Raw genomic sequence first — 23,515 nt, forward strand, 5'->3', positions numbered from 1 at the left:
AACAATTATTGATTCCAACATCATTAAACATTGCTTTTTACTTACTTCAGTAAGGCTCCTTTTCCATTATTGTCTATCAGTTCCTTGTATAATAGGAATTGATATGACCTTTAGCCTTAAATTTTAAGAAATTTGCTCAATGGGAAAAAGGCAAAAGAACCCTTGGTTGATATCCGTTTAAAAACATTGGCGTTTTTTTATGTTTTAAACACTTAACAAGTGCGACTTGGCTGCTTTTTATCGTAGCTGGTCTTTGATCATAAATGTTAAAGAAATTTACTAAGCAGGAAAAAAGGCAAAAAATATTCTGTGGTAGATAGTGTTTAACTCTCTAACGCTTTGTAAACGTGTTTTAGCTTATATAGTAAAAAACCCTAGAAATGTTGTAGAGATATAAGGTATACATAGTGCAAAAAGATTAAATATAAGACGCCAATTGCGTGGCACTTCGTTAGCTTCATATGATTAAGGGGGATGGAAAAAGCTTGTCAGGCGTTTTTCGTTTCTATGAGCTACTAAGTGCCTCTATAATATAAAATATAAGCAAAATAAACTGTGTATTTTTTCAATAAATTGACTATGCTAAAGACATGCAAAAACGTCATATAACCATTTGTCTTATACTACTTCTCGTAATGGGCATGTTATTCTTAGTACGCCCTATGATTTTTCCGTGCTTAATGTCTATCGTCGTTGCATATCTATTTAATCCGCTAGTAATAAAGTTTGGAAAGTATGGAATACCACGCCTATATTCTGTAATTTTCATAATATTTGTTCTACTAATGATTTTCATACTAACTATTACGTTTGTTTTACCTATTACATATGTTCAAATTACCTCAATATTAAATTTTTTAGTAAGTAAAGTACCTTCATTAAACCTTAAAATTATCCCATCTATACTAGAGTTTCTTAATATAAAAATTGACAATGGTTTGTTTGATCACCTGTCTAAAAATTTAGCAGAAAATTACAGCAATTATGTATCTTATTTCATAAATGCTTTTAATATTGCCAGTAACTTTATAATTCAGGTATTGAGCTCAAGCTTCAGCTTAATTCATATAGTATCATTAGTAGTGATTACTCCGGTAATATTCTTCTATATATTGCGTGATTGGCCTCTCATTGTAGAAAAAGTTAATCAATTAGTTCCTATTCCTTATAGAAAAAGAGTTGCAGATTATTTTTTAAAAGTGGATTTTATTATATCTAATTACTTGAAAGGGCAGGCAAATGTGTGTGTTGTTATGACAGCTTTTTATTCTATAGGCCTTGGTATGATTGGATTAAAATATCCTATTGCTATTGGAATTTTATCAGGGGCACTGACGTTTATACCTTATATAGGGCCATTGCTATATACTGTGATTGGATTTTTGAGCGCCGTTACTCAATTTAGTGAATGGTTTGAAAGTATTGCTGTTCTACTGTTATTTGGTGTCGGGCAGTTAATAGATGTAAATATATTGGTTCCTTTATTAGTAGGAAGAAAGGTTCATATACATCCAGCTATAATCATTATTGGAATTACTGTATGTGCCTCATATTTTGGGTTCATGGGGATATTACTTTTTGTTCCAATAATAGCAATGTTTAATGTATCAGTAAGGTATACAATTGATCTTTATCTTAAAAGTGAGTTTTATAAGAGCGGCTAATAGATTTTTTGCATAATCAACTTATGATAATGAAAAGATGGATCATAGAATGCCTGAAGTGCTTGAAGAAGGCGAGCAAATTTTGACAAAAAGATTACTAATTAGAGGCACAAGATGTTTAACATGCAACTTAATTTATTTAACAACAATCACGTTGATTATAGTCGGCAAAATTATATTGTTTTAGATGAGAATAAGCGTATATATAATGCAGTAATTAATGATTTATCTTGGAAATGCCTACTTCTCTTTGGGCCTAAAGGCTCTGGCAAAACTCACCTTGCTCACATTTGGCAGTCGATAAACAATGCGATTTTTATTAATGTAAACGACTTTATAGGTGAGATTGGGAATAGCGATGCTTTTATTTTAGAAGATATGCAAGACATCCAAGATGAAGCAATGCTATTACACTGTTATAACTACATGAAAGAAAATAACAAGAGGTTGCTAATTACTTCCTCAACTTCACTCAAAAGGCTTAATTTTAAATTGAAAGACTTAAGCTCTCGCATATTATCAACCATCAGCGTAAAAATTCCGTCTGCAAGCGAGGAATTATTACGGATTATGTTAATGAAAAGATTTTCAGACAAGCAGTTGAAAATTAATTTGAAAGTGATTAATTACATTTTAGCAAGAATAGAGCGTTCTTTTTGTAGCGTTACTAAGATTATAGAGAAAATGGATGATAGATCTATGGGATCAAATGTTACCATTCCTTTTGTTAGCACTTTACTAAAAAAGGATACTATGTAATTCCTTTTTTTGCAGAGTATTTTTTGCATATACTGAAAATTTGTTGACATTCGTGACACTAATGTCACTGAAGTCTCCGCTTATTTATGCTAGGGCTATAAAAAATATTATGCTATAATTAAGTATTAATGGATATGGTTAAGAGGCAGTATATTATAGTAGGGCTTACTTTGTAAGATGTTTTCTGGAGATTTGATGTTATAATTTAATTATGGTAAGAACAAGATTAAATCTAAAAAAAAGGTTAAGACGAAAGTTTGTTATACTTGTCCTATTGGTAAATGCTTTATTTATTTCGTATTTTTTAATAAGGAATACGGATAGTATTTCCAGTCAGATGATAGTAAAAGAAATAAATATAGGAGCTGATAATGAAAAATAGGCAGTTACATGATAAAAAAGAAAATCTTTACATCACATATTACATAGGTGCTTTAGTATCAGAAAGGTCCGCTACACAAAATACTTTGGAAAGTTATCGTTCAGATTTACATCAACTTGAAGATTTTCTGCTAAAAAGTGGTACTACTTTGGTTGGTGCGGGCAAAACTAACGTTAAAGATTATGTCAGGTTTCTATGCACACAGAAAAAATACAAAAGCAGTTCTATATCAAGAAAGGTATCTGCTATGAGAAATTTTTATAGGTGCCTATTCAATGATGGAATAATAGATTCTAATCCAGCTCCAGCTAATGATGACGAGTTGAAAAATCCGAAGGTTTTTCGTCCTTTGCCTAAGCATTTAAGCGTTAAAGAAATGCTTTTGCTGATGGACACAGTTAGAAAATCAGCAAATGAATCGAATAAAGAGATAAATAGCAGAAGGTTATGCGCTATTTTAGACATCTTATACTCTTCTGGCGTACGCATCTCTGAACTAATTAGTATAAAATTATATGAAGTGTCACATTTATTGAACAGTAGTGACAAGGAATGTTATATAATAATAAAAGGAAAGAGCAGTAAAGAAAGGCAAGTCTTCTTTAATGAGCAAGCATTGCAGAGCCTTAGAAATTATTTGTTAGCTCGCAATAATCTAATTTCCGACGGAAAGGAATCTGATTGGTTATTTCCAGGCAATAAGCCTAATAAGCCAGTTACAAGACAGAGAATCGGTCAGTTGATTAAGGAACTAGCGAAAAAATGCAATATTGATAAGAATAAAATCTCCCCACATGTGATTAGGCATTCCTTTGCGACTCATCTACTAGATAGTGGAGCAAGTATTATGTTGATACAGAAAATTCTTGGACATACTAACCTTTCTACAACACAAATATACACTCATATTGCTAACAAAAAATTAAAGGATAAATTAGTTGATTCGCATCTTATCACTCAGGTAATCAATAGTTAAATTTGTTGTTTTTAATTTATAGCAAAGTTAAATTCAAATAAGTTCATTTGGGAATAGGCTTTTGTGATTTCAAGTTTATTGTTTAATTTTTTTCTTATACTATGGGAAGTGTTCTATACTTTGGTTGCCCTTCCTGTGATTCTCTTTCCTGCACATGTGATAACCATTTTTCTTGCTTGCTCAGTAAGGGTTGTATTACTCATGCTTCGTCTGCTATGTGGAATTGAATACGAGGTTAGGGGGATGGAAAATATTCCAAAATATCCTTTTGTAATTGCCTCTAAGCACCAATCTCCACTTGAAACGTTTATCTTTATACTTTTATTTAGAAACGCAGTTTTTGTTTTGAAACGTGAACTGAAATGGGTTCCCTTCATTGGCTTGCATCTTGTGGCGCTTAGAATGATTTTTATTAACCGTTCGAATGGTGTCAATGCTATGCGCCATATCATCAAGCTAGCAAGAATGTGTATAGCAGAAAATAGGAGCATAATAATATTTCCTGAAGGTACTAGGACAGCTGCAAAGCAAAAAACAAAATATCAACCAGGTATTGCTGCTTTGTATAGTGTATTATCTGTTCCTGTATTACCGGTCGCTTTAAATACCGGTTTATTTTGGCCAAAGGGCATACTTGCTATGAGAAGGAATCCTGGGAAAGCGGTAATAGAGGTGTTGCCTCCAATATATCATGGGTTAAATAAAGATGAGTTTTTGGAAAATTTGGAAAAAACTATTGAAGAGAGAAGTAACAAACTAACTGCAGAGAAAAACTAGTATTGCAAATCAGTAAGAAAATTCTATAATAAAAGAGGGTACAGTGTTTTAGGTATTAATACATGGCAAATCATAAGAATGCTAAGAAGATGATAAAGGTAATAACAAAGCGCACTTTAATAAATAAAATGCGTAAAAGTAAAACTCGCACTGCTGTTAGAAAATTAGTTGATATAATTAAGTCTGGCAATAAAGAAAATATCATTCCAGCGTTTCGAGACGCCGAGTCTAATTTACACAAGTGTGTTAATAAAGGTGTTATCCATAAAAACGCTGCTGCACGCAAAATAAGTCGCTTGAATGCAAAAGTAAAAGCATTGATGACCGCTTAATGTGATTAGTGCAAAGTTAACCGTTCAATTTATATGCTTTACGCAAAATTCAAGTAGCTTAAATGATGAATAAAAAGGCGTTATTGGAACTAAACAATGGGCTAAAAATTGAGTTACCTGTATTAAGCGGAACAATGGGTTTTGATGTGTTAAATATTAAAGGTTTATACAGGGCCACAAGGTTACTTACCTACGACCCAGGGTTTGTTTCCACAGCCTCATGTTCTTCTGCAATTACGTTCATTGATGGAGATAAAGGAATTCTTAGGTATAGAGGGCATGATATAGCTGATTTAGCAAAAAGCAATGATTTTACCGCTGTAATTTATTTGCTACTCTATGGCAAGTTGCCCAATCTAGAACAACACAAAAAGTTTTTCCTAAAAATACAAGAATTATCTAAAGTGCCAGGGCAGGTTGTAAATGTAATTAAAGCATTTCCCAAAGCTGCTCACCCTATGTCAATTTTGATTGCGTGTTTTGCAAGTTTGTCAGCGCTTTACCATGAGAAATATGGTAACAATGTCAGTAATGAAAACCTAGATTTTGGAATCTCTGCAATAGCGCAGGTTCCTGCAATTATTGCAATGATCTATAGGCATACCGATGATCAGGAATTCATAGATACTGATAATGAATTAAGCTATAGCAAAAATTTCTTAAGGATGATGTTTGGTGATGCTCTTGATAACGATAAAAGCACCCTTTTTGCTAAAGCCTTAGACAAAATATTTACTCTTCATGCTGATCATGAGCAGAATGCGTCAACAGCAGCTGTCAGGGTAGTAGGATCGGCTGGTTCCAATTTATTTGCATGCCTTTCTGCAGGGGTTGCTGCACTTTGGGGGCCTGCACATGGTGGAGCTAACGAGGCAGTTGTAAATATGTTAAAGGAGATAGAACAAAGCGGGAATGTAGATAAATTTATTGAAAAAGCTAAAGATGACAAGGACCCGTTTAAATTGATGGGATTTGGGCATCGTATTTATAAAAATTACGATCCGCGTGCGCGCATATTGAAAGATGCTTGTGATGAGGTTTTAAATAAGCTAGGACAAAATAGTAAACTGCTCAAGATTGCAAAAGAACTTGAAGAAATAGCTTTAAAAGATAAGTATTTTGTTGTGCGTAAGTTATATCCAAATGTTGATTTCTATTCAGGTATAATAATGAATGCCATCAATATTCCTTCAACTATGTTCACACCTATTTTTGCACTTGCAAGAACTACTGGTTGGGTTACTCAGTGGTATGAAATGGTAAATGATAAGGAAACTAAGATTTGCAGGCCAAGGCAGCTCTATGTTGGTAAGTAAGCCTTCATTTGCAGGCGGTGGTGTAACAGAAAAAATTTCAAGCAAGTACAACCATTAAATTGAGGTAGATTAAATGTAGCCATGCAATGATAGAGACGTGTTTGTGAATTAAACATAAAAATTACTTGACAAACCTTGCCGATTCCCTTGCTGTGGTAGTGCTTTAGGCCTGAAATTTATCTTTAATCTTTATTTTATACTAATTTCCACTGTACAAGGAGCGGATAGACAATAATGAAAACGAAGCTATACTAAAGTAAGTAAAATAGCGAGGGTTAAATGGCGTTAAAATCGAAATTATTGGATGAAAAAGTCGTGGAATCAGCAAAGAAATGCCGAAGAAAGTGCTAAATAACGTATATGTTATAAAAAAAACAAATGCTGTAATTGCAGCAAAAAAGTACAGTATAACAGCCGCAACAAAAATATGTTGTACTTTAAGAACAGTATTGACTACAGGGATAAAGCACCTAAAATTTGGAAGAGAAGAAAAATTTTTTGCTCCCCACTAACGTAGTAGAAAAACTAGATTGAACAGAGTTAATTTAAATAAGTTGAAATATAAATACAAGCAGGCCTTAATACTACCTAAAAAGATGAGAATAAGAATCCAGGAAAAATTTGCTTGAATGTCAGCAAGTCTACAGTAATATGCAGAAAATGAAGTTCTTCTATACTATACCAAGACCAATTTACAATCAACAAGATGAAGGTAGGCAGGAAGAGTTAAAAAAAACTAATGAGGCTATTTTGGCAAGTGCCCTGAACAAGAGTTATTTTCCTTTGATGAGTTGCGGTTTGTGCGCATTTGAAAGCTGGACGCGGGTGATTTAAAAGGGGCATTAGACATAGTTAAAGTAAAATTAGGCAGGCAAAATTTTACCTCTACAGTGCAGTTAATCCTAGGAATAGAAAAGATTCTAGCTTATTTGCACTGAGTGTCAACACTAACTGTATGAATATATTTCTTGAATAAATGTCGTAATATTTAAGAATGCGAGAAGCCTTTCTTGTCGTAAATTGTACAAGTTAACATAAGTTGAAAAATTTAAAGGCACTGCCACCGTACTCCTGGGCTCAATGCTATGTTGCATATAAAAAAATATTTTGCTTAATAAAGTCTATAATACACAATTGCTTTGCTTGGAAGCGCTTTGTGCAAATTTATTACCTTCTTTCTTATTCCACAATTAAATAACTCTGCAATGTTACTTATTTGATCCATTAACAATGAGAATTAGTTTGTCGCTGGATCGGCAATATTTAGAGCTAAAGATATGAAGAGAGCAGTAAATAATTTTAAAAGTCTGTCATTGTAATCCTATTGCCGAACATAAACCATTCCCGTCGTTCATCAGTAAAAAAAATTCTGGATGCAAGTGTTACCTACTTGAGTGATAACCGTCCCGGTGGGTCAAGTCAAAAACGTCCGTAAAGTTGTGGTAATATATATTTTTGCTATCCTTAGCTTATTCTATAAACTAAAAAGAGAAGAGATTGAACATGGTAGAGTGGCTAGTATCTGATCGACTTATTGATTATAACTACGCTGTAAAATTCATGGAAAAAAAAATTCAACAAATCCACAATAACTCATCTGATGAATTAGTATGGCTACTCCAGCACCCCCCACTGTACACAGCAGGAATCAGTGCAGCAGATAATGATGTTGTCAAAAAATTATTTCCTATACATAAAACGGGTAGGGGTGGTAAATACACATACCATGGGCCAGGGCAACGTATTGTGTATCTAATGCTGAATCTTAAAAAAAGAAATAAATGTGATATAAAACTCTATATTAGAGACCTTGGTAATTGGATAATAAATGTTTTAAAGTACTTTAATATATTTGGAGAATTCAAAGAAGATAGAGTGGGTGTTTGGGTAGATAATAATGGAGTAGAAGAAAAAATAGCAGCTTTTGGCATTCGCTTAAGAAAATGGATAACTTACCATGGCATAGCGCTTAATGTCTCCCCAGATCTTTCCCACTACAAAGGTATTATTCCTTGCGGGTTGGAGGGTTATGGTGTTACATCAATGAAAGAACTAGGTGTTAAAGCTCCACTCTCTAAATTAGATGACATACTAAAAGAAGAGTTTTATAAGATATTTTAGTGTACTCTATTATAATTTACTTCTTATATTTTATTTTCACTTTATGTACTAACACGGGTGCTTATACAGTTAATCGAATTGATATTGTTGCTCCTTCTTCTAAGGGAAAAGAGCAAGATCTAACTACTATAAAAGAATATGTAGAAACTTTGGGTTTTAGCTCCCATATTTCAGAGAAAATATATAGCAATGATAATCCATTTTACTCCAACTCTGATGAATTTAGAGCAAGCGATTTAATTAATGCTCTAATTAATGATAACAAAATAATTTGGTGCATAAGAGGAGGAACAGGAGCTTCCCGATTAATTCCCTATCTAGAAAGGTTACCCAACGATAAAAAAGCAAGAATTGCTCAAAATAAGAACAAAAAAACTCTTATAGGCTATAGCGATATAACTGCCTTGCACATTTACTTACAAGTCAAATACGATTGGCAAACTCTTCACGGTACTACGTTAGAAATGATAGTAAATAATTTCGTTTCTGAAAGTTCTGTTGAAAAATTAAAAAGGTTAATCCTAAATCAGCAGAGCTCTATTAGGTTTAATAACCTAAAAATGATTAATGACGACATCAAACTAAAAAATGGCAGGTTAGAATCTAAAATTGTTGGTGGTAACATGATTTTGGTTGAAAATAGTATAGGGACTGCTTGGCAAATAAATGCAAAGGGGAAAATTCTATTTTTAGAAGATGTAAGAGTCTATCCATATGCAATAGAGCGCAGTTTAGATCATCTAAAACAAGCCCATATTTTTGATGAAGTACACGCAGTAATTTTTGGAAACTTTATTAACTCCGGTAACGATAATCTTGTTGAAGTTGTAAAGGAGAGATTTGCAAAGAGTGTTAATTTTCCAGTGTTCACAGTCCAAGGGATAGGCCATGGATACGTAAATGACCCTTTGCCTCTCAATACCCATGCTGCTGTTGGTGTTCAGGACGAAAAAGAAGGTTTATTTTTTATAGATGTACAGAATATTGGCTTTATGAATTAATCTATATTGCACTAATGCCAATTTCCACTCTACAAGGAACGGATAGGCAATAATGGAAAAGAAACCATGCTAAGGTAAGTAAAATAGCAGGGTTATGGTAAAGCATAGTATAACAGCCGTAGCAAAAATGTATTGTATTTTAAGAATAGCACTAACTGTGTGAAGAAAGCACCTAAGATTTGGAAGAGAAGGAAGATTATTGCCCATCAACATCGTAGAAAAACTAGATTGAATCAGAGTCAATTTTAACAAGTTAAAGTATGGATACAAGAAAACCCTAATATTAACCATTAAAGAAATGAGAATAATGATCCAGGAAAAACTTGGCTTGAATATCAGTAAGTCTGCAGTAATATGCAAAAAATGAAGTTTTTGTATATTATGCCAAGATCAATTCATAATGAATAAGATAAAGGTAAACAGGAAGAGTTTAAAAAGAACCTTAATGAGACGGTAATACCAGTTCTCATTGTTAGTAGATAAAATAAGTGACATTGCAGAGTTATTTAATTGCGGAGTGAAAAAGAGGGGTAACAAATTTGCACAGAATGCTCTCAAGCAAAGCAATTGTATTATAGACTTTATTGCACAAAATGTTCTGTTTCATATACAACCAAAGTCTCTCAATAGGATTGAGCTTGGGTGAGCATGGTGTAAGTATATAATCTAGATATTTTTAGGTACCTTTAAATTTTTGACTTATGCCAACTAGCATAATTCATGACAAGAAAGGCTTCTTGTGTTTTTAGATATTGTGGCATTTGTTCAAGAAATATATTTATACAATCAGAGTGTTTGACTTCAGTGTAAATAGGCTAGAACTTCTCTACTTCTAGGATTAACTGTACTGTAGAGATAAAAATTTTGTTTACCTAATTTTGCTTTAACCTATTCTGGTGCCCTTTTTAGATCACCAGTGTCTAACTTTCAAATGTGTGATAAACCTCGATTCATCAAAGGAAAATAACTCTTATTCAGGATACTTGCCGAAGTCTCATTAAGTTTTTTTAACTCTTCCTATCTACCTTTATCTTGTTCATAGTGCTGCTTTTGAAATGCAATACATTTTTGCTGAGGCTGTTGTACTATGCTTTTTGCTGCAATTATAGCATTTAGTTTTTTTTGCAACATGTGCGTTATTTCGCACTTCCTTCAACATTTCTTTTGCTGATTCCACGACTTTTTCATCCAATAATTTTGATTTCAACGCCATTTAACCCTGCTATTTTGCTTACTTTAGTATGGTTTCTTTTCCATTATTGCCTGTCCATTCCTTATATAGTAGGAATTGGTATAGTTACGACTCACCATTTATTAAAATATAGACTTAAAAACTAAGATCTAGTAAATATCGTTTGTATGACTCATGGGACATAGATTAAGTTCTATTGAGTGAGTTTAAGCGGTTTGATTTTATTAGTATGCAGACTTTGCAATCTAATTGGCAAAGTTTATAACTCTATCTAAAAAGATACCGAAAAAAAGCAGTAGTCCTATATAGGAGTTATTTTTAAACATGGACATGCATTGACTGGAGTTGTCAGGATTGAAATGTTTGTACTGGCGATAGAATATAAATCCTACAGCTAGCAGAGCAATGTAAAAAATGTTGTTCAATGATGATAAAATACCGGTATATAGCCACGCCATAAGAGATATTAAGTAAAACCTTTTTAGCCAAGATTTTGTTTTATCACCAAAATATAATGCAGTTGATTTCATTCCGAGTTTTTCATCATCCTTTTTATCCTGGTGGGCGTATATGGTGTCATAGCTCAGTGTCCAAAAGATGCATCCTACATAAAAGAGCATAGGTTCTATGCTGATCTGGTTCTTCACTGCTGCCCAACCCATGAGTGATCCCATGTTGAAAGTAAACCCTAAAAACAGTTGTGGCCACCAAACATAACGCTTTAATAAGGGATAAATAGTTACCATACACATTGAGACTATTCCAAGTATAAGTGTAGTTTCATTAGTAAACAATAGAACTACTAGGGCAATAGACAGTAACAGAGAAAGTAAAATCAAAGCTTGCTTTATGTTTAATTTACCACTTGCGAGTGGTCTATATTTTGTTCGTTCAACATGCACATCTATTTCTCTATCGAAAATATCATTAATTATGCAACCTGCAGGTCTCATTAAGAATGCACCTATAGTAAATAAAATAAGGGGAAGAAAAGTCTGCCAAGATAGAGAGGTTGAGGCTAGGACAATACCACTTAAACCAGGGAATAACACAAGCCACAAACCTGTTAAACTGTGCAACCTCATCAATGAAAAGTAATGATTGAAATACATTTATTAAGTATGATTAACTTAGCCTTTGCTTATGTTAACAAAATTATCGAACGCTAAATCAGCTTTGAAAACTAACTTTGGTATAAATCGCAAATTAACATAACTCAGCATAGATTTGCGTATTAACCATGCAGATTGATTAATTTCCTTAACAATAGTGTTAGTATTATAATCTTTTTTGTTTAACGAAGATAACACAACATATACATCTGCTTTTTTTAAATCTTCACTTAATTTTACATCAGATATCACTACATTTTTATTGAACACCCTACCTTCCATTAAAACTTTGGATATTGCTCTACGCAATACAGATGCTATTTTTAGGTTTCTGATTTTCTTTTTCATATTAAACTACTACAACACCCTTTCTTCTTGCACTAATTGATAAGCTTCAAGAATATCTCCAACTTTAATATCAGCATTACCGTCTAGAGATACTCCACATTCAAAGTTTGTACATACTTCCTTAATGTCATCCTTAAATCTACGCAAAGCTTTCAACTTTCCTTCATATATCAATTTATTATTGCGCATTACCTTAATTAGAGAATCTTTTTTTACAACTCCATCACTTACATAACATCCAATAATATTTCCTGCTTTAGATACATTAAATATCTGCCTCACAGATGCAGAGCCAATACGCACTTCTCGTGTCACAGGCTTTAACATTTTAGTCAAATACATTTTCATGTCGTCGATAAGCTCATATATTATATTATAAGTGTGTATTTCTACACCTTTTCTTTTTGCTAAATCCCTTATTTTTGAATCTACTTTAACATTAAACGCTAAAATTACTGCACTTGATGCTTCTGCAAGCAGCACATCTGAATCTGTTATTCCTCCTACTGCTTTGTGTAGAATATTCAACTTCACTTGATCTCCACCGAGCTTATCAATTGAATTCGATATTGCTTCAATAGAACCAGTTACATCGCACTTTAAAACTATAGATAGTTCTTCTATTTCACTATTGTTGCGACTGAACATGTCTAAATTATTGTTGCTTAAATCTTCTTTCTTTTCCTTAATTAACTCTAACCTATACCCAGCAACTTCACGTGCCTGTTTTTCAGAATTTACTACAACAAATTTATCCCCAGCATTTGGTACACCATTTAGACCAGTGATCTCAATTGGAGAGGATGGTAGTGCCATCTTTTCTCTTTGGCCAAGGTGATTAACCATACTGCGTACTTTGCCATATGTTGTGCCAACCACCAACATATCACCAACTTTTAATGTTCCTTCCTCAACTATCAATGTAGCTGATATTCCCTTGGCTTTATCTATTTTAGATTCTATTACCCACCCAAGTGCTCTACAATCTTCTATTACTTCTAGCTTCATTAATTCAGCAATCAACAAAATTGCCTCTTCTAGCTTATCTAAGTTAATTTTCTTTTTTGCTGAGACTGGCACAACTATAATATCGCCACCGAGCTCTTCAGGAATGAGATCATATTGAGGTAAACTGCTAATTATCCTCTCTACATCACCAGGTTGTGACCTGTCAATTTTATTAATAGCAACTATAATAGAAACATTTGCCGCTTTTGCATGGTTTATTGCTTCAATTGTTTGTTTCATGACTCCGTCACCAACCGCAACTACTATTACAACTATATTAGTGATGTTAGCGCCACACGCACGCATTGCAGTGAAAGCTTCATGCCCTGGCGTGTCAATGAAAGTAATTTTTTGCTTATTTTTTGTAATTATCTGATAAGCACCTATGTGCTGAGTTATCCCACCCGACTCTCTTTCTGCAACATTAGATTCACGAAATGCATCGAGCAGTGAAGTTTTGCCATGATCAACATGTCCCATAAAGGTGACAATTGGTGGTCTAGGTTTTTTGGGTAAGCTTTCTCTCTCTTCTATGAAAAATAAATCCTTTTCTTTGTTAGCATCGCTCACTCGTTTAACCGTATGATTGAATTTCTCCACTATTTCGCATGCTATTTCTGGATCTACTAAATCATCCACTCCATAATTCTCACCCACTTCTTCCTTTAACGTTTTTAGCACACTTTTGCTATCTTCTGCCATGCGGATAGATAGTTCCTTGATTGTGATCTCATCTGGTATAATAACTTCCCTTGAGATATTTTTACCCTTAGTGAATTCTAACTTTCTATTTCTTATACCAAATCTTTGCTTAAACGCAGAAGGTTGTTCAATTTTGTCATCTATTGACTGTGCAATTATCCGTTTAGAATGCTTAAAACATATATCTTTGTTAATCCTTAAAGATTTTTTATTATTATCTTTGTTGTCAGTGTTATTCTCCATTAGCTTGACTAAGCTAACGTCGTTTAGAACTTCCTTTTCGGTTTCTTTAAATGAAGTGCACGTGATGCTATCTTCATTGTTAGCCTTCTCATTACTATCTTTTTTTACTACGACTTCTTTTTCTTCTTTTAGATTTCTTTCTTTTAGCAAAGTAGCGTTCTGTACAGCATTGATACGAGAGATTTGCTCTTTTTCTGTTAAAGAACTTAATAGTTTATTTTCATCTTGCTCTTCTGTGTTACGAGCTTTTCCTCTTCTTTTTTTTACTATTGTGGCTCCCATACTTGGACTTGCTGAAGAGCTCAAATTGAGGTCCAATTTAAGCTTACTAAAGCCTTGAAGTGTTAATTTTTTGCTACTGATATCTTCATTATTCATGTTATATTACACCAAGCTTTTTACGTGCTTCCATAATCATTGAGTCCACTGTATCTTTTAAATTTTCTTTATCACTCGCTGAAGAAGAAAGTATACTGCAAAATTCATAATTTGACAAGTCTGCTATGTTTTCTAAAGTTTTAATACCGTGTTTGCTGAGAGCAATTTTATCATCTATTGATAAAGGTAAATTAATTACATCATCTTCTATACCTAAGCTTTTTAACTCTTCTATTTTTCTATCGTTTTCTGCTTTTAGATATCTATTTGCCCTGTTATGCAGTTCATTTGCAATATCTTCGTTAAAGCCTTCTATTGAGGCAAGCTCTTTAATGGAAGCATTTGATATATCCTCTACGTTTGCAAAGCCTTCTGTGACTAACAATTGGCCCATAATCTCCTCTAGGTTTAAAGCTTCAGCGAATAGAGCTGAACACTGACTAAGCTCTCTACTGCGCCTTTCCGACTCTTGCTGAGTGCTTAGTATCTCAATCTTCCACCCAACAAGCTCAGAAGCTAGCCTTACATTCTGACCCTTTTTTCCTATCGCTAGACTCAATTGATCTTCAGCAACTATTAGTTCTACGCAATTCTCATTTTCATCAATAATAACCTTTGATACTTCTGCAGGAGTGATTGCTTTAATAACAAATTGGCCCAAGTCAGAAGAATAATGTATAACATCAATTTTTTCGCCATTTAATTCGTGTATGATGGTTTTTATTCTCTCTCCCTTAACTCCAACACATGCGCCTACTGGATCAATGTTCTTATCGGGAGAGAAAACGGCAACTTTGGACCTTGAACCAGCATCTCTAGCTATACCCTTAATGGTCACTAACCCATCAGCAATCTCCGGTATCTCTTGATTTAGCAATGCCTCTAAGAAGCCCTCATTTGCCCGGGAAAGAATAATTTGACGTCCATCGTCAGAACGCTTAACAGTTTGTATGTAAGCTTTAATCTTATCACCTTCGTGAAAGGATTCACCACCGATTAAATTTCGCAATGGAAGGTATGCCTTAGTGCCATTCATGTCTATAATCAGATCTGAATATTCTACTTGTTTAACAATACCATACCTTATTTCTCCTACTTTATCCTTGAATTCTTCATATTGTTTCTTTAATTCTTCATATTTAATTACTTGAGCAATCCTTTGCTGGGCAATTCTTGCTGAGGCAAGATCAGTATTAAGAGAGAGCAATTCATTAATAGTGTCTCCAACTTTTGCATCTTCTTTTATTAATTTGGCTTGTGCAAGCGTGATTGACTCATATCCGATATTCTCTTCTCTATTTGGTTCATCATCAATGACCTTTAATTCTCTGTATGAAATAACTTCACCTGTGCTTCTATCTATATTGACCACAACCTTACTTTTGCTACCGTACTTTTGATGAGCCACTGCTTCTATAGCACTTTCTAATGCCTTCATTATAACTTCGAAATCTAGACCTTTCTGAAGTGAAATCTCCCCTGCTGTCTTTATTATGTCAAGACTTCCTACTAAGTTATTTTTGTCACTTTTCTGTTTTACACTTCTTTTACGATTAGCAATCATACAAATAAATCCTATGCAATTAGTTATAACTATAGCTTCAACAGGCAAAGAACGCTATTCTCAATATTAAGTGACTACTAACTTAAGTCAAGTTTTTTCATATTTTTGCATTGCAAGCAATACAGGGTAAAAAATAAAGTTAAAGCCATTGTAGCTAGTATTCCACCTACTATAGGTGTTGAAATATCAACTCACCACTGGTTGGTGGGGCGTTATATGGGCTTTGCAAAGCAAAAAAATTTATGTTTGACCTAGTAATCACGGTATCAGTACAAGGACTGTGGTTACAATGGTAAGCAATATTAGTCTAATACTAATTCTCGTTGTTAATGAATCAAATAAGTGACATTGCAAAGTTGTTTAATTGCAGAGCGGAATGAGAAAAAGAGGCAATAAATTTGTACGAAGCGCTCCAGGCACGATTATATCATAGCTTTATTGCGCAAAATATTCTGTTTTATATATAGCTAAAGTCTCTCAATAGGATTAAGCTCGTGTAAGTTATGGTGGTAGATATATGATCTCGATATTTTCAGGTACCTTTAAATTTTTGACTTATGCTAACTAGCACAACCCATGACACGAAAGGCTTCTCGTGTTCTTAAATATTATGACATTTATCCAAGAAATATATTCATACAATTAGTGTTGACATTCAGTACAAATAAGCTAGAATCTTCTCCATTTCTAGGATTAACTGCACTGTAGAGGTAAAAATTTTGTCTACCTAATTTTACTTTAGTCCATGTCTAACGCCCTTTTTAAATTACCTGTGTCCAACTTTCAAATGCGTACAAACCGCAACTCATTAAAGGAAAATAACTCTTGTTCAGGGTGCTTACCAAAATAGTCTCATTAGTTTTTTTAAACTCTTCCTGTCTACCTTTATCTTGTTCATTGTAAATTGGTCTTGGTATAGTATAGAAAAACTTCATTTTCTGCATATTGCTCTAAACTTGCTGACATTCAAGATAAATTTTTCCTGGATTCTTATTCTCATCTTTTTAGATGATATTAAGACTTGCTTGTATTCATACTTCAACTTATTCAAATTAACTCTGTTCAATCTAGTTTTTCTGCTACGTTAGCGGGGAGCAAAAAAATTTTCTTCTCTTCCAAATTTTAGGTGCTTTATCCATGTAGTCAATACTGTTCTTAAAGTGCAACATATTTTTGTTACGGCTGTTGTACTGTGCTTTTTTGCTGCAATTACAGCATTTATTTTTTTTGTAACATATGCGTTATTTAGCGCTTTCTTCGGCATTTCTTTGCTGATTCCACGACTTTTTCATCCAATAATTTTGATTTCAACGCCATTTAACCCTTGCTATTTTACTTACTTTAGTATAGCTTCGTTTTCATTATTGTCTATCCGTTCCTTGTACAGTGGAAATTGGTATAAGTAGTAAGCAAGAAGCTGATGTCTTAGCAGTTGCAGTTTGTATCTCTCAATGGTAAAATGAGGATTGGTATATAGTTTTAATATTATGGTTAGCTTACTGTTTGTTGTACTGTTGTTTTTTTGTGGTGGTGATGCATTTGCAAAACAAGAACCACGTTCAATAGCTGCAGGAAGTCACATAAAGGTAATAAACTATAATCCACAGGCTATACATAAGTACACTGGTTTTTATGGTTACCAATCCAGTATATTATTTGAACCAGGTGAAACAATACAAAATCTTTCAATGGGTGATCCAACTGGTTGGCAGCTTATTCCTCAAGGTAACAGGTTGTTTATCAAGCCTATAGATGATATTGCTGACACTAACGCAACTGTAATTACTAATAAAAGAGTCTATTACTTTGAACTTCATGCTGAGGAGGCAACCGGGTTAGACGATCCGAGATTAGCATATGAAGTAAGATTTCTTTATCCACTATTCAGCAGTGATGAAATTTACACAACCAATAATGGTGATATTCTTAAACAAGCTAATCCCACCACTATTCCTGACATAAATGATATTGAGATTGTAAAGAAGGGCATAAATTTTAATTATTCCATCTCACATGTTAAGGGCAGCCAGTCAATAATACCAACTAAAGCTTTTGATGACGGGAGGTTTACATATCTGCAATTTAATAAGGTAAATTCTGATTTTCCAGCAGTTTTTATGGTTGATTCTGCGGGGTATGAGTCTTTAGTAAATTTCCGTACAGTTGATGATTATCTTATAATTGAAAGAGTAGGCTCGGTATTTACCTTAAGAAACGGATCAAGTACAGTCTGTTTATTTAATGAAAATATGCCTTTTACAAAGAGTAAGTGACTAATATAAACTCAAATGTGCATCTGTTCAGTAAAGTGGCAAAACAAATGGTATCACAAGGAGAAAAATAGCAAAAGTACACATCGCAGTGATAACTGGTGGTAAAATTAGAAAAATTGGTGTTTTTTTAATAAAAAAATTCTTGGAAGATTTTGAGAAAAAAGCGTTGTAAATTATTGGCAAAAAGTACATAGCATTAAGTATAGTGCTTGCAATTAATACTAGAGTGACAAATACAGAAAGCGTTATACTGCCAGTGTTAAAAACAGCTTGAAAAATGAGAAACTTACTCCAGAAAGTTGGAGCAGGTGGTACTCCTATCATAGATAGTGCACCTATGGCAAATGCTGCCATGGTAATTGGCATGCTTCGTCCTATGCCGCGAATTCTATCTATATATTCTTCACCTGTTTTCGTTATTATACTACCTGCAATAAAAAATAAAGTGATTTTTGCAAATGCGTGACAAACTAATTGAAAAATTGCTACTCTTGCACCGAGGTCGCTAAAAATTGAAGCAAATAGTATAATATATGACAGTTGGGAAACAGTAGAGTAAGCAAGCAATTTTTTCAATTCTTTCTGTTCTAATGCAATGAATGAAGCAGCAATGATGGTAAATCCTGCAACATATGGCAACCAACCTCCAGCAAGCCAATTTTGTTGTGCAAAGCGCTGCAGGTTGTCGATACCGAAAGTGTATAATATGACTTTTATAATGATGAAAACTCCGGATTTTACAACAGCAACAGCATGTAGCAATGCACTTACAGGAGTTGGGGCAACCATTGCTCTTGGTAACCAAAAATGCATTGGCATTAATGCAGCCTTGCCTAAGCCATAAATTAGCATGGCAAAACACACTGCAGTGAAGGTAATGAGTGAGGTATCAAATTTAAATATTCCACCACTTACAAAGTCCAAAGTGTGAAATTCATTATACAAGAGACCAAGAACTGGAAAAAACAATACTAAGGAAGAAAAAAACAACACACCAAAATAATAACGTCCAGCTATTATTGACTCATTTGTTGCGTTATAAGTAACAAGAGGATAGGTACTGATAGTCAAGAGCTCATAGAAGACAAACGTAGTAAGCAAATCGCCGGAAAAAGCAATAAACATTGTACAGCTGATTGATACCAAAAGAAAACATAGGAAGCTTGAGTAATTACTGTCAGGATAGTTGTTCTGCATATAATATATTGCGTATATACTAGTTAATATCCATAAAAATGATATTAATAAACTAAATACTACTCCAGTAGATTCTAGCTTTAAACTAATATGCAAACCCTTACCAAAATCCATGAGGATAAACTGAGAATGATCGCCATATGCCCAACATAAAGTGCTTAAACATGTATATGCAAATAGAAATATAGAAGAAGCAACAGTAATGCCATTACTTACCTTAGGCCACTTGCCAGTAAAAAGAATAACTACTGCATTTAAGAACGGAACCAGTGCAGTGATTAACAAATAGCTTTTAGTAATAAAAAATGGTAAAGAAGGAGATGCTAAAATATAGTCTACTAAATAATTCATCTTTCTACTTAGGTAAAGCTAGAATTATACTCAAATCACAAAAAAACTGCTATGTTTTTATACTTCATAGTTAACTAACTGTATTTCACTAACCCAATTACTTTTTTCCTGATCCAGCCTATCATCTAATATTGCTTGTCTTATCGACTTCATCAGTTTGTTCATAAAGAAAACATTGTGAATGGTAATGAGAGTATAGGCTAGAAGTTCTTTGGCTTTCAACAAATGATGTATATAAGCTCTCGAATGTTTTCTGCAGGTAAAACATAAACAGTCACTCTCAATTGGATTATCGTCTAGTTCAAATTGTTGGTTTCGCAAATTAATATGCTCTTTACACCCTGAGGAAACAGAATTTTTATTTTTCACCTTAATAAGCGCGCTGCCATGCCTTGCCAAGCGGGTTGGATGTACGCAATCAAATGTGTCAATTCCAAGCTCTACTGTGCGAAAAATATCTGCAATCCCACCAATGCCAAGCAAATGGGTGGGCCTGTCTTTTTTTAAGTGTTCTATAGTAAAAGAAACTACATCGTACATCTGTTCCTTGCTTTGACCAAGTGACCCACCTATTGCTTGACCAAAAAATGGTAAGTTGTTAATAAAACTGCAACTTTCTCTACGCAAATCTTGGTACACTCCACCTTGGCTAATTCCATACAGTGCTTGTTTGCCATTATCATCTCTTCCAAATTCATTTAAAGAACGCTCAGCCCACTTGAGGCTCATGAGCATTGACTTTCTTGTGTATTCTTTGCTGACGTGAAATGGGGTGCATTCATCTAAAACTAGGATTAAATCTGCACCTAATTTCTGTTGAATTTGTATAGATCTCTCAGGGGTTAAACAATAAGTTTTACCATTAATGTAAGAACGAAAAATCGCCCCATCCTCATCAATTTTAATCAGAGTTTTTTGTTTTTTTCCTATTCCCTTTACCTCTTCAGAAACTGATCCATGTCCCAAACTAAATGTCTGATATCCACCTGAGTCAGTTAGCATTGGCCCATTCCATCCCATCATCTTGTGTAGACCACCAAGTTTTGCAACAATATTTTCTCCTGGTTGGAGCATTAGATGATAAGTGTTAGAAAGTATTATTTGAGTACCTGCTTCACTGATCCTTTCGATATCTGCAGCTTTAATTGCAGCTTTTGTTGCACAGAATATAAATGCTGGTGTTTCTATGTTTCCATTTGGAGTTTTAATTGTTCCAGTTCTTGCAGAGTCTGATTGTTTAATTATCTTGAATGTAAAGTTTTCCCTCATCTATTTATTAGAAAGTTCTGCTAGAATGTTTTCTACCCTTTTAGGGGTAAGGTTTTCATAAAAATCATTGTTGACCTGCACAACAGGAGCATTAACACACGCACCAAGGCACTCAACTTCTTTTAGAGTAAACAGATTATCCTTAGTAGTCTCACCTATGTTAATTTCGAGTTTCTTTTTAAGAGTATTTAAAATTTCTTCACTACTGCATAACCAGCAAGGAGTTGTCCTGCAAACTTGTATCAGATATTTACCCACCTGTTTTAAATTATACATGGCATAAAAACTTGCCACTTCATATACACGAATATGTGGAATATGTAGCATATTAGCAACGTAGCGCATAGCGGGTTCAGGAACCCATCCACATTGCTCTTGAACGAGATATAGTAAGGGCATAACAGCGCTGCCTTCCTTGCCTTTTGGGTACACCTCTATAAATTTTTTTGCTTTCTTGAGGTTCTCTAATGTAAAACTAAACTGCTCTTCTTTTTTTTCTTTCATTTGCAAGACTCATGTAAACCTCAATAGATTATACTTGAAGAGCTAACAATTGCAATTGCTGGTTTTCTAAGAAATAGCGTCCTATAGCATCATACTATCTGCAAGAGTGATATTACTTATTTATCCAGTCTATGAGCTCTTTGTTTCTACTCATTTTCTATATTTCATTTTGCAGGTCATGATGTTGCTTATACTAATTCTCATTGTTAGTGGGTTAAATGAATGACATTGCAGAGTTGTTTAATTGTGGAGTGAGAAAGAGGGATAATAAGTTTGCACAAAGCACTCTCAAGCGAAGCAATTGTATTATAGACTTTATTATGCAAAGTATTATGTTTTATATACAACTAAAGTCCTCGATAAGATTGAGCTCAGGTGCGTATGGTGGTAGATGTATAATCCCGATATTTTTAGGTACCTTTAAATTTTTTGGCTTATGCTAATTAGTATAATCAATGACAAGAAAAGCTTCTTGTGTTTTTAAGTGTTGCAACATTTATTCAAGAGATGTATTCATATAATCAATGTTGACATTCAGTGTAAGTATGTTAGAACTCTCTAATATTTTTGGAATTAACTGCACTATAGAGACAAAAATTTTGTCTACCTAATTTCACTTTAACCTGTGTTCTAATACCAATTCCTGCTGTGCAGGGAACGGATAGGCTAATGGAAAAGAAGCAATACTAAAGTAAGTAAGATAGCAAGGTTTAGATGGCGCTGAAATCAAAATTATTGGATAAAAAAGTTGTGGAATCGGAAAAAGAAATGCTGAAGAAAGTGCTAAATAGCACACATGTTGTAAAAAAACTAAATGCTGTAATTGCAACAAAAAGTACAGTATAACAGCCGTAGTAAAGTATGCTGCATTTCAAGAACAGCACTAACTATATGAATAAAGCACCTGAGATTTGGAAGAGAAGAAAGATTGTTTGCTCCCTTCAACGTCATAAGAAAACTAGATTAAATCAGAGTCAATTTGAACAAGTTGAAGTATGGATGCAAAGAAATCCTAATATTATCATTGAAAATAAGAATCTAAGGAAAATTTAGCTTGAATGTCACAAGTCTATAGTGCACCGTAGTGTGCAAAAAATGAGTTTTTGCATATTATGTCAAGAACAATTCACAATGGACAGGATAAGGGTGGGCAGAAGAGTTTAAGAAAAACTTAATTAGATTATTGGTAAGTATCCTGAACAAGAGTTGTTCATCTTTAATGAATCGCGATTTGGCGTACGTTTAAAAATTGGATACGGGTGATTTGAAAAGGGCGTGAGAACACAGATTAAAGTAAAATTAAAGTGAGTAATTCTAAAAATATAGAGAGTTCTAGCGTATTTGTACCTGATGTCAACACTGATTATATGAATATATTTCTTGAACAAGTGTTGCAATCATTTTAAAAATACGAGACGCCTTTCTTATCATGGGTTATGCTAGTTGGCATAAGTCAAAAAATTTGAAGGTACTAAAAATATCGAGATTATATACCTACCACCATGCTTACTAGAGCTCAATCCTATTGAGAGATTTTGGTTGTATATAAAACAGAACATTTTGTAAAAGTCTATGATGCAATTATCTTGCTTGAGAGTGCTTTATGCAAACTTATGACCCTCTTTAATTTGCTTCGCAATTAAACAACTCTGCAATGTCACTTACTTGACACACTGGAAATAAGAGCTGACATTACCAGTAATTTCAATTAAGTTTTTTTAATTCTTCCTATCTACGTTTTATCTTGTTTATAAATTGGCCTTAGCGTAATATGTGGAAACTTTATTTTTGTGTATTATAGTGTACTATAAGCTTGCTGACATTCAAGTCAAATTTTTCCTGGATTCTTACTCATTTCTTTAATAAAAGATTGGGCCTTTCTTGCATCCATACTTTAACTTATTCAAATTAACTCTGATTCAATCTAGTTTTTCTATGACGTTGAGGGGAGTAAATAATTTTACTTCCAAGTTTTAGGTACTTTATATCTATGTAGTTGATGCTGTTTTTAAAATGCAGCATATTTTGCTAAGGCTGTTATACTGT

The 23,515-nt window shown here is 33.7% G+C and carries 19 protein-coding genes and 3 pseudogenes; 13 read left to right on the top strand and 9 right to left on the bottom strand.

The genetic code is table 11. From position 1 onward, the window contains the following. Window positions 1–590: 590 nt before the first annotated feature. The 10 genes and pseudogenes from GO684_RS00005 to GO684_RS05850 all read left to right on the top strand — a co-directional run bounded on the left by GO684_RS00005 (window position 591) and on the right by GO684_RS05850 (window position 9,974). Window positions 591–1,664, top strand: a complete 1,074-nt coding sequence (locus tag GO684_RS00005) for an AI-2E family transporter (protein ID WP_175938045.1) — start codon at window positions 591–593, stop codon at window positions 1,662–1,664. A gap of 123 nt (window positions 1,665–1,787) precedes the next feature. Further along, window positions 1,788–2,423: an HdaA/DnaA family protein gene (locus GO684_RS00010; RefSeq protein ID WP_175938129.1), complete on the top strand. Its 636-nt coding sequence runs from the start codon at window positions 1,788–1,790 to the stop codon at window positions 2,421–2,423. A 371-nt stretch (window positions 2,424–2,794) separates the two neighbouring features. Then, window positions 2,795–3,781 (top strand): tyrosine-type recombinase/integrase, encoded by a 987-nt coding sequence (locus tag GO684_RS00015; protein WP_175938046.1) that lies wholly within the window; start codon window positions 2,795–2,797, stop codon window positions 3,779–3,781. Between the two features lie 201 nt (window positions 3,782–3,982). Next, window positions 3,983–4,558, top strand: a complete 576-nt coding sequence (locus GO684_RS00020; protein ID WP_218939020.1) for a lysophospholipid acyltransferase family protein — start codon at window positions 3,983–3,985, stop codon at window positions 4,556–4,558. A 62-nt stretch (window positions 4,559–4,620) separates the two neighbouring features. Then, entirely contained in the window at window positions 4,621–4,890 is a 270-nt protein-coding gene (gene rpsT / locus GO684_RS00025; RefSeq protein ID WP_175938048.1) for a 30S ribosomal protein S20, read from the top strand. A gap of 65 nt (window positions 4,891–4,955) precedes the next feature. Beyond that, a complete protein-coding gene (locus GO684_RS00030; protein ID WP_175938130.1) occupies window positions 4,956–6,206 on the top strand; it encodes a citrate synthase in 1,251 nt (416 codons plus the stop codon). Between the two features lie 279 nt (window positions 6,207–6,485). Continuing rightward, window positions 6,486–7,404: pseudogene (locus GO684_RS00035) on the top strand (transposase). 305 nt (window positions 7,405–7,709) lie between these two features. Next, complete coding sequence (gene lipB / locus GO684_RS00040; protein WP_175938049.1) at window positions 7,710–8,327, top strand: lipoyl(octanoyl) transferase LipB; 618 nt, start codon at window positions 7,710–7,712, stop codon at window positions 8,325–8,327. Next, window positions 8,327–9,328, top strand: coding sequence for an LD-carboxypeptidase (locus tag GO684_RS00045; RefSeq protein ID WP_410543297.1), 1,002 nt, complete (start codon window positions 8,327–8,329; stop codon window positions 9,326–9,328). Before lipB ends, GO684_RS00045 begins: the two co-directional genes overlap by 1 nt. Window positions 9,329–9,797: 469 nt before the next feature. After that, entirely contained in the window at window positions 9,798–9,974 is a 177-nt protein-coding gene (locus GO684_RS05850; protein WP_410543298.1) for a hypothetical protein, read from the top strand. A 390-nt stretch (window positions 9,975–10,364) separates the two neighbouring features. On the opposite strand, the gene GO684_RS05855 is transcribed toward GO684_RS05850, so the two are convergent. From GO684_RS05855 to GO684_RS00075, 6 genes and pseudogenes are all read right to left on the bottom strand, one after another. Next, complete coding sequence (locus tag GO684_RS05855; RefSeq protein ID WP_410543299.1) at window positions 10,365–10,541, bottom strand: hypothetical protein; 177 nt, start codon at window positions 10,539–10,541, stop codon at window positions 10,365–10,367. Window positions 10,542–10,765: 224 nt separating this feature from the next. Then, window positions 10,766–11,632, bottom strand: coding sequence for a 4-hydroxybenzoate octaprenyltransferase (ubiA, locus tag GO684_RS00055; RefSeq protein ID WP_175938050.1), 867 nt, complete (start codon window positions 11,630–11,632; stop codon window positions 10,766–10,768). 18 nt (window positions 11,633–11,650) lie between these two features. Continuing rightward, the gene (locus GO684_RS00060) at window positions 11,651–11,980 is read right to left on the bottom strand and encodes a ribosome-binding factor A (protein WP_175938051.1); all 330 of its coding nucleotides are present in this window, start codon (window positions 11,978–11,980) and stop codon (window positions 11,651–11,653) included. A 9-nt stretch (window positions 11,981–11,989) separates the two neighbouring features. Beyond that, window positions 11,990–14,311 carry a translation initiation factor IF-2 gene (gene infB, locus GO684_RS00065; RefSeq protein ID WP_175938052.1) on the bottom strand — a complete coding sequence of 774 codons (2,322 nt, stop codon included), beginning with the start codon at window positions 14,309–14,311 and terminating at the stop codon, window positions 11,990–11,992. Between the two features lies 1 nt (window position 14,312). Continuing rightward, complete coding sequence (nusA, locus tag GO684_RS00070; protein WP_175938053.1) at window positions 14,313–15,875, bottom strand: transcription termination factor NusA; 1,563 nt, start codon at window positions 15,873–15,875, stop codon at window positions 14,313–14,315. A 326-nt stretch (window positions 15,876–16,201) separates the two neighbouring features. Further along, window positions 16,202–17,192, bottom strand: a pseudogene (locus GO684_RS00075) (transposase). A 170-nt stretch (window positions 17,193–17,362) separates the two neighbouring features. On the opposite strand from GO684_RS00075, the gene virB9 reads away from it, so the two are divergent. Beyond that, on the top strand, window positions 17,363–18,148 hold the full coding sequence (gene virB9 / locus GO684_RS00080) for a P-type conjugative transfer protein VirB9 (protein ID WP_175938054.1): 786 nt from the start codon (window positions 17,363–17,365) through the stop codon (window positions 18,146–18,148). Window positions 18,149–18,175: 27 nt separating this feature from the next. Here virB9 and GO684_RS00085 read toward each other — a convergent pair whose 3' ends face one another. From GO684_RS00085 to nuoE, 3 genes are read right to left on the bottom strand one after another with little or no spacing between them, the layout of a single operon-like run. After that, on the bottom strand, window positions 18,176–19,696 hold the full coding sequence (locus tag GO684_RS00085) for a proton-conducting transporter transmembrane domain-containing protein (protein WP_175938055.1): 1,521 nt from the start codon (window positions 19,694–19,696) through the stop codon (window positions 18,176–18,178). 57 nt (window positions 19,697–19,753) lie between these two features. Beyond that, window positions 19,754–20,965 (bottom strand): tRNA guanosine(34) transglycosylase Tgt, encoded by a 1,212-nt coding sequence (gene tgt, locus GO684_RS00090; RefSeq protein WP_175938056.1) that lies wholly within the window; start codon window positions 20,963–20,965, stop codon window positions 19,754–19,756. Next, a complete protein-coding gene (nuoE, locus tag GO684_RS00095; RefSeq protein WP_175938057.1) occupies window positions 20,966–21,469 on the bottom strand; it encodes an NADH-quinone oxidoreductase subunit NuoE in 504 nt (167 codons plus the stop codon). It lies immediately after the preceding gene. Window positions 21,470–21,687: 218 nt separating this feature from the next. On the opposite strand from nuoE, the gene GO684_RS00100 reads away from it, so the two are divergent. Then, window positions 21,688–21,912: a hypothetical protein gene (locus GO684_RS00100; protein WP_175938058.1), complete on the top strand. Its 225-nt coding sequence runs from the start codon at window positions 21,688–21,690 to the stop codon at window positions 21,910–21,912. Window positions 21,913–22,183: 271 nt separating this feature from the next. Then, window positions 22,184–23,152, top strand: a pseudogene (locus tag GO684_RS05860) (transposase). Window positions 23,153–23,515 lie beyond the last annotated feature (363 nt).

Source organism: Wolbachia endosymbiont of Litomosoides brasiliensis, assembly GCF_013366805.1.
Taxonomy (GTDB): domain Bacteria; phylum Pseudomonadota; class Alphaproteobacteria; order Rickettsiales; family Anaplasmataceae; genus Wolbachia.